Below are 14,706 nucleotides of genomic sequence, written 5' to 3'. Positions count from 1 at the left end.
ATATATAATAGCATATCATGCGGGCTAACCATGCAGGATACTATATCAGCCTTACTGGTGCAGACTACCATATCGACGGGTACGAGTGAGATGTCGACCACGCACGGCTGTACGAGCTGCGAGGACGCAGTTGAAAAGCCAGCGACTGAATGTCAGCTTCTGCCTAACCCGGCTCTGCTGCAAAATTTTTGGAGCCGTAAAATCAGAGAAAAATATTCCTTCTCCTGATTGCGAGCGGCTTTGAACAACCGCCCGATAATGGTGAAGCGCGATTGCGGGGGCATTGCCAGGTTGTTTGAGCCGGTCATTTGGATTATCGGTCCGGCATGAAGATGCCTTGCTCACTACCCCGCTGAAGGGGTTTCGCTTTCCGCGTGAGATCTCGGCTATGCGGTGTGGGCGATTCAAGATCTGCTGCAAAATTTTACCGACTCCAATTTGCTCTATCGTCAATGCACTGATCGACTGAGAACGCGATGCGGGTACGCCGCCTTGAACTGCGAGATCATCGCGCAAGCTTGCTGCAATACCCGTTCAGTCGTTTCGGGATTGTCGCGTGCAAGTTCGTCGGCGTTTGTGCGGATCGCTTGTGCCATATTGGCCGACATCACAGCAAAACGGCCCTCACCGTAGACCAGCGCATCTTGCGAGGTGGTCTCAAGCCAACGAGCAAAATCGGTGATGATCTCCTCCCTCTCCGGGATACTGGCACTCTTGATGATCCTGATATTTTCTTCCATGTGGTCTCACTCCGTACAGACGTGGAAAGCGATCGGGCTCATCAAGCCCCGATCGCCGGGTGAGCTAGGAAGTGGAAAAGTCAGATTCAAGCCTTAATGCAGCCTGAATTCGCCATCGACACGCCGCCATTCGTTGGGCCCGATCAGGCGCTGATGGCTGTAGCGAACCGAATGCAGCGGCCCATCGAGGGACGCCCGCCAAAAATCCAGGAACTTGTGCATCTCGGGGAAAACGGGCGCGAGATCGTAATCCTGCCAGACATAGGTTTGTAGAACGGATTCAAAGTCTGGGATGCGATAGAGGATGTGGGCAGTCGTCAGTCCGTAGCCATTGAGCTGCCGCTCCAGGTCAGATGAGAATTGCATGCTTCATCTCCATTTCGTAACAAGGCGAAGGTGACGTAAATTTTGATCGGCATCAAGACAATTCCGCATTACCAGTTAAAATTACTTAGCGATTATAGCACGTTAGCAGCAGCGATCGCCGGGTGCTAATTTTTCCAAAACACCCTCTTGAAATCGAAAAATCCCGAAAATAAATCTTGCCCGCGAACGCTCGATTGAGGTTCGCACCCGTCCGGATTGGTCACCCGGTCCGGTAGGGGATTTTGCGTCATCTTTTTTGTCCAATGGAGGAAAACATGTCGTTCCAACCACTTCATGATCGTATTCTCGTCCGCCGGGTCGAATCCCAGGAAAAGACCAAGGGCGGCATCATCATTCCGGATACCGCCAAGGAAAAGCCTTCCGAGGGCGAGGTCGTCGCCGTCGGCACTGGCGCGCGCAACGAAGCCGGTCAGATCCAGGCGCTCGACGTCAAGGCCGGCGATCGCATCCTGTTCGGCAAATGGTCAGGCACCGAAATCAAGATCAACGGCGAAGACCTGTTGATCATGAAGGAAAGCGACGTCTTGGGCATTATCGAAGCCCAGGCCGAGCAAAAGCAGGCTGCGTAATCACGCACTGCCGCCCATCAGTCAAAAAGCTGCCTATTGAAGGAGTGAACAAATGGCTGCGAAAGAAGTCAAATTCAACACCGATGCGCGCGAGCGCATGCTGCGTGGGGTCGACGTGCTCGCCAATGCGGTAAAAGTAACGCTCGGTCCGAAGGGCCGCAATGTCGTCATCGACAAGTCGTTCGGCGCGCCACGCATCACCAAAGACGGCGTTTCGGTCGCCAAGGAAATCGAACTGGAAGACAAGTTCGAAAACATGGGCGCGCAGATGCTGCGCGAAGTGGCATCAAAGACCAATGATCTCGCCGGCGACGGTACCACCACTGCAACTGTCCTCGCCCAGGCAATCGTCAAGGAAGGCGCCAAGGCGGTTGCGTCGGGCATGAACCCGATGGACCTGAAGCGCGGCATCGATATGGCCGTGGATGCAGTCGTTAAAGAGCTGAAAGCCAACGCTCGCAAGATTACCAGCAATTCGGAGATCGCCCAAGTCGGCACCATCTCGGCCAACGGCGACGAAGAGATCGGCAAGTATCTGGCCGAAGCGATGGAAAAGGTCGGCAACGAAGGCGTGATCACCGTCGAAGAAGCAAAGACCGCCGAGACCGAACTGGAGGTCGTCGAAGGCATGCAGTTCGACCGTGGCTATCTCAGCCCGTACTTCGTCACCAATCAAGATAAAATGCGGGTCGAACTCGAAGAGCCGTATATCCTCGTCCATGAGAAAAAGCTCTCCAATCTCCAGGCAATGCTGCCGGTGCTGGAAGCGGTGGTGAAGTCCGGCAAGCCTCTGCTGATAATTGCTGAAGACGTCGAAGGCGAAGCGCTCGCGACCCTCGTCGTCAACAAGCTGCGTGGTGGCCTCAAGATTGCGGCGGTAAAGGCGCCAGGCTTCGGCGATCGCCGCAAGGCCATGCTCGAAGACATCGCTATCCTCACTGGTGGCACTGTGATCTCCGAAGACGTCGGCATAAAGCTGGAGAACGTCACGCTGAATATGCTCGGCCGCGCCAAGAAGGTGGCGATCGAAAAAGAAAACACGACGATCATTGACGGCGTCGGCTCCAAGGCCGAGATCGACGGACGTGTCGCGCAAATCCGCGCCCAGATTGACGAGACTACCTCCGACTACGACCGCGAGAAGCTGCAGGAACGCCTTGCCAAGCTCGCTGGCGGTGTTGCCGTCATTCGAGTGGGTGGCTCCACCGAAGTCGAGGTGAAGGAGAAGAAGGACCGCGTTGATGACGCCCTTCATGCAACCCGCGCAGCCGTCGAAGAAGGTATTCTGCCTGGCGGTGGCGTAGCCTTGCTACGTGCGGTTAAGTCGTTGGACGGCCTCCCGACTGCCAACGACGATCAGCGGGTCGGTATCGATATCGTCCGCCGCGCAATCGAGGCACCTGTGCGTCAAATCGCTGAAAATGCCGGCGCCGAAGGTTCGATTATCGTTGGCAAGCTCCGGGAAAAGAGCGAGCTGTCGTTCGGATGGAACGCGCAGACCGGCGAGTATGGTGATCTTTATGCTCAGGGGGTCATCGATCCGGCCAAGGTGGTTCGCACCGCCCTGCAGGATGCGGCCTCTGTTGCCGGCCTCCTGGTCACGACGGAAGCAATGATTGCCGAAAAGCCAAAGAAGGACGCCGCTCCCGCCCTGCCCGCTGGTCCAGGTATGGACTTCTAGGGTGAGCTGTGGCCTGCCCCATTCGTGGGGTGGGCCATTTTTGGGAGATAGGGAGTGCGAGTACCGATTTCGAAAGAAGATGTACGCTTGTGTGCGAGTGTCGTCATGGAGGTCGCGCGCGCTCAAGCACCCATCTCTATCAGCCGGAATCAGATTTCATTCTGAACAGCTACCTGTGCATTTCGTCAGATACTGCCTGGATAGAATGGTATCGGCGATCGTGGCGTGAGGAAAACCCGCCGGAACGACACTCGACAAGCAAGATCAAATTGCGTGACGTCATGCCGATCGACTTTCTGGATGGAGAAGAGGACAGGGTACTGCCGCCTGCCATTTCCGAAGCAAAAGTCAAACCCTATCTGTCGCGTTTGCAGGCGCTCGATGAGGCCGAGCGCATCTTCGAGATGTTCACCAACGCGGCTTGTGCCCTGGACAGGTCGGTTCCAAACGAGAACTTGGCCATGGCTGATCGGATCCGGTTTGGGCCCGAGCGTCCGTTTCAGGCCGCCCGCGAAGCATTTGCCCATATTGAAACTGATCTGGAGCGCTGGGAACAACAAATCGAAGCTGAGCGATCACAGCTGGCGCAAGCCGTTCTCGGTGTCAGACCTGGCGATATCGTTGCGTCACAGCAGAACGGAGCGCTCACGCGTATTTCAGCAGAGTCAATTTCGCTCTACTCTATCGAAAAACGCGTCACGTTTGTGGTTTCTGGCAGGCGATTCCGGAAAGACGGAACCCTCGGCAAGATAAGCGAGACCATGAGTTTTACCCTGGATCGTGCTGTCGGAGATGGCAAGCAGTCACCGGATAAGACTGCGAAACATCGTGGCGCTGTCGTGCGTCTCTTAGTCTCTTGACAGGAATCGAACCGTTGGTGCGCCAGTCCCTTCACACACGCAGCGCATCGATGACGGCGCGCAGGCCAGCCGACAGGTATTTTCGCGTCGGGTAATAGAGATAGAGCCAGTCCTCGGGCGCACTCCAGGATGCCAGGCATTCGATCATGCTGCCGTTCTGGACATAGGGACGCGCCCGTTCCTCCCAGACATAAGCCAGCCCCACGCCCGAAAGTGCTGCCTCGACCATCAGTTCATGGTCATCGAGCGAGAGAGACCCAGTCGGCTCGAATTCGATGATCTTGCCGGCGCGACTGAACTCCCAGGCGTATGGCTTGCCGCTTGGATAGATATTGCGGATGCAGACATGACGACGCAAATCTTCCGGGGTTTTAGGGAGCGGATGACGCTCGAAATAGCTTGTTGAGCCCACGACGGCAAACCGAAGCCGCGGTTTGATCTTCACAGCCGTCATGCCATCGCGCAGGCTTTCGCCGAGACGGATGCCGGCATCGAACCCCTCCTCCACAATGTCGACAAGCCGGTCGGTGGCGACGATTTCCAGCTGGAGTCCAGGATTTTTTGCGATGAGCGGACCAATGACCGATCGGAAAACGAACGGTGCGACCGAATTGGGCGCGTTGATGCGAACCTTGCCAAATGGCGTATCGCGAAACTGGTTCAACGCATCGAGCGCCGAGCCGATCTCGCCGAAGGCCGGCGACAGTTGCGCAAGCAACATCGCGCCGGCATCGGTCAGTGACACGCTTCGCGTCGTTCTATTGAGCAGGCGAATGCCGACGCGCGCCTCGAGATTGCCCACCGCATGGCTGATCGCTGAAGCCGTCACCCCGCGCTCTTCGCCGGCCCGGCGAAAGTTGCGGTGACGGGCGACCGCATCGAAGGCCGCGAGTTCCGAGAGATCCGTACTGCGCATTGTCAAACCTCACTCATCATTGAGAGGAAGATTATCTCTCTAATTCTCATTGCTGAAAAGGTCCAGATTTCTCCTCGCAAACCGGCGCTGGTGCCGGACCACACAGGAGACAAGACAATGGCCGACTTCATTCCTCCCGCCCACAACACTGCATCGCCCTTCGCCGACATGCGTGGCCATCACGTTGCGGTGCGCACGCCGGACCTTGAAACCGCCAAGCGCTGGTATGTCGAGAAGCTCGATTTCCGCGTCGTTGCAGAATGGGACTATGCCGACGAGCAGCTTGCCTATCTTGCACCTGCTACGGACGACCATTTCTATGTGGAAATCCTGGGCGGCGGCGATCCGTCGCCGAAAGATGTCCGCCCCTATACCGATCTCGGCGATAGCCTCAAATATGCCGGCTACCATCATTTTTGCCTGAATGTCGAAAGCGTCGATGCCACCGTCGAGGAGCTGCGGGCACGCGGCGTGACCATCGTCACCGAGCCGTTCGAGCTTCTGGCAATCAGCCGCCGCCTCGCCTTCTTCTGCGATCCCTACGGCAATCTGATCGAACTGGCCGAAGTCCTGCCGTAACCCTTTCCCACCCGTTTGGCCACCCCGCCATCGGGTGGCCAGCACATCAGGAGAACATTCCATGACGAACTCCATCATGATTATTGGCGCTGGCCCTGGCATCGGCCAGGCCGTTGCGGAAAAATTCAGTCGGGAAGGCTGGCATGTCGTGCTGACCGCGCGCAATGCCGACCGCCTGGCCGACCTGTCCGCCGCCCTTTCCGGGCAAGGTCTCCAGGTCTCCGCTCTGCAAGCCAATGCGACCGACCCGGCCGCACTGCGCAAGGCGATCGCCGAGGGTGACCGCATCACCGGCGGCCTGACGGCGATCCTTTTCAATGCGGCAGTCGTGCGCGAACAGGATCTGTTCAGCATGCGCGACGATGAGGTCACGGACGACCTTGCCATCAATGTCGCTGCCGGCCTTCACACGATCCGGGCATCCGTCGAGCTGTTCGGTGCGCGCGGCGGCACGATCCTGGTCACAGGTGGCGGCCTCGCCGTGTCCCCCCATGCCGGCTATGCCAGCCTCGGGCTTGGCAAGGCTGCGCTGCGAAATGTCGTCGAGGGCCTGGCTGGTCCTCTGGCCGAACGCGGCATCCACATCGCGGTGGCGACAATCGCCACGCTCGTCGGCCCCGGATCAACAGAAGCAAGAGAGGCCGCCGACACGATCTGGACGCTGGCAACGAACCCGACCGCAGGCTGGGAAGCCGTTTACCCCGCAGACGCCTTCAAAGGAGACTGACATGACCGAAACATTGACCTTGATTGCCAGACTGACGGCCAAACCGGACTGTGCCGCGATGCTTGGCGAAGCGTTGCAGGCTCTCGTCTCCCCGACCCGCGCCGAGGCGGGGTCGATCGACTATCACCTGCACCGCGACAGCGACGATCCCAGCATCTGGATTCTCTATGAGAACTGGCGATCACGCGCCGATCTCGATGCGCATTTTGAGCAGCCCTACACCAAAGCCGTCATGGCGCGCTTTCCGGACCTGCTGGCCCGCGAGATGGAACTTACATTCTGCACCATGACATCGCCGCGTCCCTGAGGCCCGGTCCAACACTTCCCCATCAATCCGACATCAAGGACACCCTCATGAAAATCTGGTTCATCACCGGCGCCTCGCGTGGCTTTGGCGCCCTCATCACCACACGCGCTCTTGCACAGGGCGACGCCGTCATCGCCACTGCCCGCAATCCAAGGGCGATCGCCCAGCGGTTCGGCGAGCACCCCAACCTGCTTCCGGTCGCCCTCGACGTGGCAGACGACAAACAGGCGACCGCAGCTGTGAAAGCCGCGATCGATCGCTTCAGCCGCATCGATATCCTGCTTAACAATGCCGGGTTTGGATTGATGGGCGCTGTCGAGGAGGCGACAATATCCGAAATAGAGGCTGTCTATCGCACCAATGTCTTCGGCCTCCTCAACGTGACGCGCGCCGTGCTGCCCTTCATGCGCCGGGCCCGCTCCGGCCGCATCCTGAATATTTCGTCGATCGGCGGTTATCGTGGTGCAGCAGGCTTCGGTGTCTATTCCTCGACCAAATTTGCCGTCGAGGGCTTAAGCGAAGCACTGCATGACGAACTCGCGCCACTTGGCATCCATGTCACCGTCGTCGAGCCGGGATATTTCCGCACGGATTTTCTCGACAGCTCTTCGTTGTCGGTCAGCGGCAACATCATCAGCGACTATGCAGAGACTGTCGGCAAGGTACGCACGATAGCGGCCGGTCTCAGCCATAACCAACCTGGTGATCCTCAAAAACTGGCAGAGGCACTGATCGCCTTCGCTGACGCTCCCAATCCGCCGGTGCGCCTGCCACTTGGTAGCGATACCGTCGCAGCGATCGAAAAGAAGCATGCACAGGACCGCGCCATCCTCTCCGAATGGCGCACCGTCTCGGTCTCGACCGACTTCGCCGTTGACTAATGACGATGCTCGTCTGGTTAAACTTCGTCCGATGGGAGGCCGCTTTCGGGCCTCCCATCGCCTTGAGCAGATTTGCACGCAAGGACCTGCCGTTATTGGTCGCGGCGTCGGCCAAAAACCTCTGCGAATTAGCGTTTCTCGCCTGTACGCCTCTCAGCTCCAGCGCGGTGGCGTCCCAATGTGATCTTTCAACGCTAGTGTGAATGCCTTGACCTTGGCAGATGGCACCTGAAGCGCGCGTAGAAGATAAATTCCGGTGGCCGCTTCATTCCATCTTTCGCCCGATAGCGGTAGGCGTACAAGATCACCCACCTTCACCGAAGGTCCCGATACCCAGCTCGGCAGGAACGCCACACCCATCCCCGCTAGTGCAGCCCCGTTCAGCGCTTCAAAATCATCGGACCGGAATACAACGCGCTCACACGCTTCCCCTGTCGGCGCGCCAAGAATGCTAGACCACTCAAGAAGATCGTTGCCATGGAGCTTGTCGAGAAGGCTATGATTGCGAAGCTCGTCTTCGCTTTCCGGCACGCCGTGATGCTCAACATAGGCGGGGCTTGCCACGAGTATCCGGTCGAGGGGTGCCAGTTTGGTTGCGATCAACGTGCTGTCGGGCAATTCCCCCATTCTCACCACCAGATCAAGTCGCTCCGCAACCGGGTCGGCCAGTCGTTCGGTCAAGTCCAGCTCAACATGCAAGCCTGGATATTGCCGTGCAAGCGATGCCAAGACAGGAATGACATACCGCTTTCCGAAGGTCGGGAAGCAGGCGATACGCAAAGTGCCACTGACCTCACTATCGAATGCCGTCACCTCGGCATGCGTATCGGCCAGATCGTCGAGCAGGCGCTGCGCACGCTCGAAGAGGTGACGGCCCGCGTCCGTTAATGACAGTGCCCGTGTCGAGCGGACAAGGAGAGGCACCCCCAGATCCTGCTCGAGCGCATCGATCTGTCGCACAACAGCCGAGGGAGTGACAGCCCGACGCCTGGACGCAGCTGAAAAGCTGCCGGCGCGGACGACGTCGACGTATACCGCCAGATGTTCAGCGAAGCGTGGATCCCTCATCTTTGCCTACGACGCAAAACCGTTCCGACCATTCAGTTGGTTATCATCCAAGGTCATCAGGAGCACATTCCTTCTCGTCAACGGGCAATTTTGCTCACCAAACAGAAGGAACACACCTATGGTCAAGATCCTTGATACAATTCTCTCACAATCCGCCTATTCCGCAGAGATGGACATTCCGCTCGAAAAGATCGACATTGCCGATTGGCTCTTCAACCTACCCGAAGCGGAATATCTTCGCTGCTGCCCGCCTGACCATATTGCCGCAGGCGTCACCTGGACTGATGACGGCCGTCGGATGTCGATCAATGTCGAGCAGATCGGCTCAGGCCTGGTGGTACAGCACTATGTGGCCGAAGCCGCCGAACCAACCTATTGCCGGATGAACTCGATCTCGGATGTCTTCACCGCCAGTGGCAGAACTCAGGTCAATGTCGTCTGGGAACTGATCGCTGAGAAAATCGATGACGGCAGGACCCGCTACACCAACAAGGTCACAGCGCATCCAACCGATGCGTTCATGAAGTTCATTGAAGACCATGGGGTCGCTTACGAAGATGCTGCAGCCGCCCGTCAGGCCGCAGGTGGTGACCACAACAGCCGCGAAACGCCACTGTTCGCTGCCAGCATCGCCCGGCGCGCGCTTTCGAAGTAAGGGAGGAACATGCGATGAAAGCGATCGTCTTTGATGAATTCGGAAGCTCGGATGTTCTACGGCTTGCCGAAGCACCCATGCCTGAAGTGCGTCCCGACGACCTTCTGGTGAAGGTTATGGCGGCAGGTGTCAATCGCGCCGACCTTCTTCAACGTGAAGGCGTCTATGGCTCGCAGAGTTACGGCGACAGTGACGTCCTCGGCCTCGAGGTCGCAGGAGAAGTGATGGATGCAGGAAACGCAGTAACCGGCTTTGCCGTTGGCGACCGTGTCATGGGGATCGTCGGTGGCGGCGCCTATGCCCAGTATGCGCGCCTCGACAGCGGAATGGCAACAGCCATCCCGGCCGGCATGTCGTTCACGGACGCAGCCGCAGTCATGGAGAGCTTTGTGACAGCTTGGGAGGCGCTGGCACATCTCGGGCGGGTCGCGGAGGGAGAGATTGTTCTCATCCATGCTGCTGCAGGCGGTATCGGATCGGCTGCTGTCCAACTTGCAAAAGCCGTCGGAGCCACAGTGCTGGCCACTGCATCCGGAAACAACGTCGAAAACGTACTCGCCCTCGGCGCGGATGCCGTCTTCGACTACAAGCGCGTTGACTTCGAGGCAGAGATCATCGACGTGACCGCCTCGCATGGTGCCGATCTGATCATCGACTTTGTCGGCGGGTCCTACCTCGCCCGCAACATCCGTAGTCTTGCGCCTGGTGGCCGGCTTGTCCAAGTCGGCCTGTTGGGCCGCGATGGCGATGCCATCATTCCTCTCGGGACTGTTCTTCACAATCATCTGCAACTGCTGGGCACAGTCATGAAATCCAGATCGCGCTCAGAAAAGAGAGCTATGATCTGCCGGTTCAGGGACGATGTGCTGCCAATGATGGGCAAAGAACTTCAGCCCGTTGTCGGGGCACTGTATCCGCTTTCAGCTACATCGGATGCCCATCGCCGGATGGAAGCCGGCGGAGTGTTCGGCAAAATCGTTCTTGGCGATTTTCATGAGTGATGCCGGAATGGTTCAACACAAAGGGCAGCAGCCGCGCCGTCAACGGTGCCCGAACCGCCGCCCGCAAACTCATGCAGCGCTCCATAGGCAAGACCCCCGCCAGGCAGGGTTGCATCGATCTTGGGAACGCCGAAGGAAAGCGTTCCGGCCCGTTTAGCGGACGTTCCTTCCATTGACGCGATGCTGTCGCGCAAGTCGCAGATCACCCTCTGGCGGGCAGCAGTCATCGTTCACGGCTCCCTTCAAGGTCGTGTTCAGAGGATCGACATCATGTCGTATGGGCTATTTGTTCATTGTTTGTTCTTATGGCGCACAAGAGTCAAGCGAGGAATATTATCCCAGCATTAGCGATTTTGAAGATTCGAAGCGTAATCAAGCGCGTACGGGAAAAAGAAATTTTGCGGGCCTCTTGGGTGATTGGGTTCGCCCGGTGGATAGCGGGGATGGAGTGAAGACGTCACAATGTTCTTAAGATTTTTGTGCTGAACTCTCCCAATGACGAAGCCACCGAGATCAAAGCCGCTCCTTCGTGATACCGAAGCTCCGCTACGGTCAAAGCCGCGTCGGAAGCGCAATCCCGCACAGCCACAGCTGCTGTTTGATCCGATGCCCGATCGCGTCGAGCCGGCGCTCGCCCAATTGAAGGCGCGTCCTCCACAAGGCGACCAATGGAGCTGGGAGCTGAAATGGGATGGCTATCGCCTGGCTATCCATATCGAGCCGACAGGGGTCCGCATCCTCACGCGTGGTGGCCATGACTGGACGCACCGGTTTCCGGCGATCGAGCAGGCTGCCCGGGCGCTTGGGCCCGGCAACGATGATCATTGATGGCGAGGCGGTTGTGCTTGACGATGAAGGGCGGCCGGATTTCGGGCTGCTGCAGAAATCGTTGGGTGCGTCTGGAAAGACGGCTGGCAACCGAGCTTCGGACGCCATCCTCTACGCGTTCGATCTTATTTATCTCGACGGCCATGACCTGCGCAACGTGGAGTACCGTTCGCGCCGGCATCTTCTCGAGGATACGCTGAAGGGGCACGACGGCGCGATCCGCCTTTCGGAAACCATTGACGCCGATCCCGCGATCCTGCTGGAACACGTTGGCAGCCTTGGCCTCGAGGGCATCGTCGGCAAGCAACTGGATCAACCCTATCGTTCCGGCCGGACCGGCGATTGGGTGAAGATCAAGTGCGTTGAGAGCGAAGCCTTTATGATCGTGGGATACGAGTCGACGGCATCGTCTGCTGGCTTCGCCTCGCTGGTTCTTGCTGCCTATCGTGGCGACGAACTCGTTCACGTCGGGAGCGTCGGCACGGGCTTCACGCAAGCCGAGATGATCAGGCTGCGCAAGATGCTGGACAAGCTGCGCTGGAAGCGGAAGCAGCCGCCTGTTGCCAATGCCGAAAAGGCGGACATCGTCTGGGTCGCGCCGACTTTGATTGCCGAGATCGAGTTTCGGGCCTGGACGGCCGACGGCAAGCTACGCCATTCTTCCTATAAGGGCTTGCGGGAACGGCAAGACAATGCCGATGTTTACAAGCTCGACTAGCGACGCAGGCGGAACTCACCACACAACTGCATTCGGTCGCAACGGAGGAATTGCTGCCATGTGCAATCTATATCGGATGGAAGACAAGGACTGGGTCTCCAAATGGGCTCAGGACGCCGAAAGCCTGATCAACCTGATGCCAGCCTATCAGATGAACCCCGACCAAATGGGGCCGATCGTCCGCAACACGGCGGAAGGCAAGAAGCAGCTTGTGCATGCGCGATGGGATCTGCCCTCCCCTCGTTTCGTCTTGGAGAAAGCAGCCAAAGGCAAAGCCGAGAAGCTCGCGGCCAAGGGCAAGCCATTTGATCTCGAGGAGCTGATCCGCATGGAGGCCGACCGCGGCACGACAAACGTGCGCAAGCTCAATTTCCCGCACTGGACGCGATGGTTCGGCGTGGAGCATCGTTGCCTCGTCCCTGTCACCAGCTTTGCCGAGCCGGATCCGGCGAGCAAACAGGATGGTGGCATTGTGCCCAATGCCTGGTTTGCCCGCGATGAGGCAAAATCGCTGATGTTCTTTGCCGGCATCCATGTGCCGCAATGGCAAAGCGTCCGGAAGGTTCGAGACGGGCTCACGACCGACGATCTCTATGGTTTTCTGACCACGGATCCCAACGATCTCGTGAAGCCAATCCACGACAAGGCCATGCCTGTCCTTCTGCTGACGAAGAAAGAGACGGAAACCTGGATGCGGGCGTCATGGGAAAAGCCCAAGGGACTGGCCCGTCGGTTACCGAATGATGCGCTGATCATCTCGTCCCGCGAACCGTACGGATCCACCATCGTGTCCAAATCCGGAAAGCCGGTGGAACAGGGCAGTCTGCTTTGACGCCTGAAAACAAAGCTTGAAACAATCAAAAAACGAAAAAGCCTGCCGCGGGAGGAGGTGCGACAGGCTTTCCGAAATGATGAACAACGGCTGGGAGGAGGAGTGCCGCTGTTCCGTCAGGCGCCCCTTGGGAGGAGGAGGAGTGGGTCGCCCGATAATACGAAGCTTTGCGGGAGGAGGTGCATCGCTTCGACGATCTGAAAATAGCAGAAGCTGCCTCGATCGCCAGCGTTCAGATCGCAGCGCAGCCATGCGTATATTGCAATGCAACATGAAGCGCGTGCTTATTCTCTTGCCACCTTCAGACAAGCGACGCGTCCTCGGCAAAGTGGTTCGAAACCGAGAACGAATTGAATAACCTTGGTGGAGGACATTTCGCATGGCTTCAGGATCGCACCCGGCCCAGCCAGTCGATAGAGATTGAAGCTGACGATCTCCGTTCCGCCGTGCTCCTCGCCATAAAGCCAGGCCCGTTTGCCATCCTGCGACCGCTTGACTGTCACGCCCCATGGTCGACCGCTAAAACTTCCGTCGACATAGCCGTCCGGCAATCTGCCAAGCGCGTCTTCGAACATCGCCAGAACAGGGGACGGCGTTTCGCCGACGTCGTTCATGGTTCCAGGCATTCGTCACAGATCCCGCAGCCATCGTCATCCATGCTCGAGGCTGGCCGCAGCTTTAGACAACAAGGGCAGGTCCTTGCATCCGAAGCGCATGTCTCTTCGCGGTCGGGCGGAAAAATTTCTATATAGAACTCCGACAGCATGTCGGCCCCGCGTTGATCCATGGTAATGTTCCAGTTCTGGCTTACGCCAGAGATAGTGTGCACGGACGGCTGCACAAGCGGCAGATGGTTGTCAGGGACAAGCCAATCGTACACATTGACGGTCTTCCCGCTACCGTGTTCATTCGTGGAATGTTTAAAGCCGCAAACGCTGTGCAGATCAGGGTTTCCATCGACGAGCTTGACCCGGAGGTCTGGCGTCAATTAGTCCTGCCGGTGCACTGGAACCTGGAGCATCTGCATCTTAGTATTCAGGCTGCCTTCAAATGGTGGAATTATCATCTTTATGAATTCCGCATCGGCGGCCTGCGCGACCCGGCAGTTGAATGCTTACGAAAATCCGGCGGTGATCAATATTTGAAGCTAAACAGTCCAGTCTTCCACTCGTAATCCGGGTACGCGATCAAATTCACGGCGATTATTGGTAACCACAATCAGTCCGCGCGAGCGCGCGTGCCCAGCAATCAGCTGATCATATGGACCGATCGGAGCTCCACTGCGCGCCAGTTCGACTCGCAATTGACCGGTATGGCTTGCTGCCAATTCATCGTATGAGAGCACCTCGAGACGCGCTGCGAAGCCTTCCACAACGGAAAGGTTCTTTTCTGGACTGGCTGACTTTTCCGCTCCGTAAATTAATTCCATTAGGCTGACCGAGCTGATGCAAAGCTGATCATGTGAGCGATTGAATGCATCGCGCACTTGCTGAGGTCGATTCTTGATCGTAAAAATACAGATGTTGGTGTCCAGCATATACTTCAGCATTAGAATGCATCGCGCTCCTGCGAAGCAGCCTGCTCACGCTCAATCATAAAGTCGGATGTCGCCTCCGCTCCTTCAAACCAACTGTCCCAGATCTCACCGACTGGTGCAATGATGCGAGTGCGTCCCACCGCAACGATATCGACACGCTTTACGTCATCGGGCAAAGCGACCGCCTTTGGCAAACGTATTGCCTGGCTCCGATTGCTCTGGAATACTGCACCCTGCTCCATATGCATGCCTCCGAATTGCATCGATAACGACGTAGCCCATATAGTTCTTCGCTTGGGATATGTCAATGGGATATACAGCATAGGTCTTAGGCACATGCGATTGACCTGCCACTGCGAATTTCCTCCAGATTGGATTAGAGTCCGGCCCATTAAAGGACGGACGAATGAAGAAGCAGAG

The 14,706-nt window shown here is 57.6% G+C and carries 17 protein-coding genes and 3 pseudogenes; 12 read left to right on the top strand and 8 right to left on the bottom strand.

All coding sequences use genetic code 11. From position 1 onward, the window contains the following. Nucleotides 1-449: 449 nt before the first annotated feature. Together V6R85_RS24885 and V6R85_RS24880 are read right to left on the bottom strand one after the other, a co-directional pair. Complete coding sequence (locus tag V6R85_RS24885; protein ID WP_060726592.1) at nt 450-740, bottom strand: hypothetical protein; 291 nt, start codon at nt 738-740, stop codon at nt 450-452. Between the two features lie 93 nt (nt 741-833). Beyond that, nucleotides 834-1,106 (bottom strand): usg protein, encoded by a 273-nt coding sequence (locus V6R85_RS24880; protein WP_060726591.1) that lies wholly within the window; start codon nt 1,104-1,106, stop codon nt 834-836. A 275-nt stretch (nt 1,107-1,381) separates the two neighbouring features. On the opposite strand from V6R85_RS24880, the gene groES reads away from it, so the two are divergent. The 3 genes from groES to V6R85_RS24865 all read left to right on the top strand — a co-directional run bounded on the left by groES (nt 1,382) and on the right by V6R85_RS24865 (nt 4,237). Next, on the top strand, nt 1,382-1,696 hold the full coding sequence (groES, locus tag V6R85_RS24875; RefSeq protein WP_080865210.1) for a co-chaperone GroES: 315 nt from the start codon (nt 1,382-1,384) through the stop codon (nt 1,694-1,696). 52 nt (nt 1,697-1,748) lie between these two features. Then, a complete protein-coding gene (gene groL, locus V6R85_RS24870; protein ID WP_080865211.1) occupies nt 1,749-3,377 on the top strand; it encodes a chaperonin GroEL in 1,629 nt (542 codons plus the stop codon). Between the two features lie 269 nt (nt 3,378-3,646). After that, nucleotides 3,647-4,237 carry a hypothetical protein gene (locus tag V6R85_RS24865; RefSeq protein ID WP_087744407.1) on the top strand — a complete coding sequence of 197 codons (591 nt, stop codon included), beginning with the start codon at nt 3,647-3,649 and terminating at the stop codon, nt 4,235-4,237. A gap of 31 nt (nt 4,238-4,268) precedes the next feature. Here V6R85_RS24865 and V6R85_RS24860 read toward each other — a convergent pair whose 3' ends face one another. After that, nucleotides 4,269-5,153, bottom strand: a complete 885-nt coding sequence (locus tag V6R85_RS24860) for a LysR family transcriptional regulator (protein ID WP_060726587.1) — start codon at nt 5,151-5,153, stop codon at nt 4,269-4,271. Between the two features lie 117 nt (nt 5,154-5,270). Between V6R85_RS24860 and V6R85_RS24855 the strand changes: the two genes are divergently transcribed. From V6R85_RS24855 to V6R85_RS24840, 4 genes are all read left to right on the top strand, one after another. Next, nucleotides 5,271-5,732 (top strand): VOC family protein, encoded by a 462-nt coding sequence (locus tag V6R85_RS24855; protein ID WP_060726586.1) that lies wholly within the window; start codon nt 5,271-5,273, stop codon nt 5,730-5,732. A gap of 61 nt (nt 5,733-5,793) precedes the next feature. Then, complete coding sequence (locus V6R85_RS24850; RefSeq protein WP_060726585.1) at nt 5,794-6,459, top strand: SDR family NAD(P)-dependent oxidoreductase; 666 nt, start codon at nt 5,794-5,796, stop codon at nt 6,457-6,459. A 1-nt stretch (nt 6,460) separates the two neighbouring features. Continuing rightward, nucleotides 6,461-6,766 carry a putative quinol monooxygenase gene (locus V6R85_RS24845; protein WP_087744410.1) on the top strand — a complete coding sequence of 102 codons (306 nt, stop codon included), beginning with the start codon at nt 6,461-6,463 and terminating at the stop codon, nt 6,764-6,766. A 47-nt stretch (nt 6,767-6,813) separates the two neighbouring features. After that, nucleotides 6,814-7,647 carry an oxidoreductase gene (locus V6R85_RS24840; protein WP_087744412.1) on the top strand — a complete coding sequence of 278 codons (834 nt, stop codon included), beginning with the start codon at nt 6,814-6,816 and terminating at the stop codon, nt 7,645-7,647. A gap of 153 nt (nt 7,648-7,800) precedes the next feature. Here V6R85_RS24840 and V6R85_RS24835 read toward each other — a convergent pair whose 3' ends face one another. Further along, entirely contained in the window at nt 7,801-8,715 is a 915-nt protein-coding gene (locus V6R85_RS24835) for a LysR family transcriptional regulator (protein ID WP_111829609.1), read from the bottom strand. A gap of 118 nt (nt 8,716-8,833) precedes the next feature. On the opposite strand from V6R85_RS24835, the gene V6R85_RS24830 reads away from it, so the two are divergent. Then, nucleotides 8,834-9,370 (top strand): hypothetical protein, encoded by a 537-nt coding sequence (locus tag V6R85_RS24830; RefSeq protein WP_087744414.1) that lies wholly within the window; start codon nt 8,834-8,836, stop codon nt 9,368-9,370. 14 nt (nt 9,371-9,384) lie between these two features. Next, on the top strand, nt 9,385-10,371 hold the full coding sequence (locus V6R85_RS24825) for an NAD(P)H-quinone oxidoreductase (RefSeq protein ID WP_111829610.1): 987 nt from the start codon (nt 9,385-9,387) through the stop codon (nt 10,369-10,371). A 14-nt stretch (nt 10,372-10,385) separates the two neighbouring features. Here V6R85_RS24825 and V6R85_RS24820 read toward each other — a convergent pair. Further along, a pseudogene (locus V6R85_RS24820) lies at nt 10,386-10,598 on the bottom strand (damage-inducible mutagenesis protein); the annotation flags it as partial. A 268-nt stretch (nt 10,599-10,866) separates the two neighbouring features. Between V6R85_RS24820 and ligD the strand changes: the two are divergent. Further along, nucleotides 10,867-11,917 (top strand): annotated as a pseudogene (gene ligD, locus V6R85_RS24815) (non-homologous end-joining DNA ligase). Nucleotides 11,918-11,975: 58 nt separating this feature from the next. After that, entirely contained in the window at nt 11,976-12,749 is a 774-nt protein-coding gene (locus tag V6R85_RS24810) for an SOS response-associated peptidase family protein (RefSeq protein WP_087744416.1), read from the top strand. 284 nt (nt 12,750-13,033) lie between these two features. On the opposite strand, the gene V6R85_RS24805 is transcribed toward V6R85_RS24810, so the two are convergent. Continuing rightward, nucleotides 13,034-13,375, bottom strand: coding sequence for a hypothetical protein (locus V6R85_RS24805; RefSeq protein ID WP_080865217.1), 342 nt, complete (start codon nt 13,373-13,375; stop codon nt 13,034-13,036). A gap of 290 nt (nt 13,376-13,665) precedes the next feature. On the opposite strand from V6R85_RS24805, the pseudogene V6R85_RS24800 reads away from it, so the two are divergent. Next, nucleotides 13,666-13,884, top strand: a pseudogene (locus V6R85_RS24800) (IS1096 element passenger TnpR family protein); the annotation flags it as partial. Nucleotides 13,885-13,896: 12 nt separating this feature from the next. Here the strand turns inward: V6R85_RS24800 and vapC are convergent. Next, complete coding sequence (gene vapC, locus V6R85_RS24795; RefSeq protein WP_112978088.1) at nt 13,897-14,298, bottom strand: type II toxin-antitoxin system tRNA(fMet)-specific endonuclease VapC; 402 nt, start codon at nt 14,296-14,298, stop codon at nt 13,897-13,899. After that, complete coding sequence (gene vapB / locus V6R85_RS24790; protein WP_060726577.1) at nt 14,298-14,528, bottom strand: type II toxin-antitoxin system VapB family antitoxin; 231 nt, start codon at nt 14,526-14,528, stop codon at nt 14,298-14,300. The genes vapC and vapB overlap by 1 nt, the downstream gene beginning before the upstream one ends. Between the last annotated feature and the right edge of the window lie 178 nt (nt 14,529-14,706).

The organism is Agrobacterium sp. CCNWLW32, from assembly GCF_037083425.1.
GTDB lineage: Bacteria > Pseudomonadota > Alphaproteobacteria > Rhizobiales > Rhizobiaceae > Agrobacterium > Agrobacterium radiobacter.
This window is presented reverse-complemented; position numbering and strand designations above follow the sequence as displayed.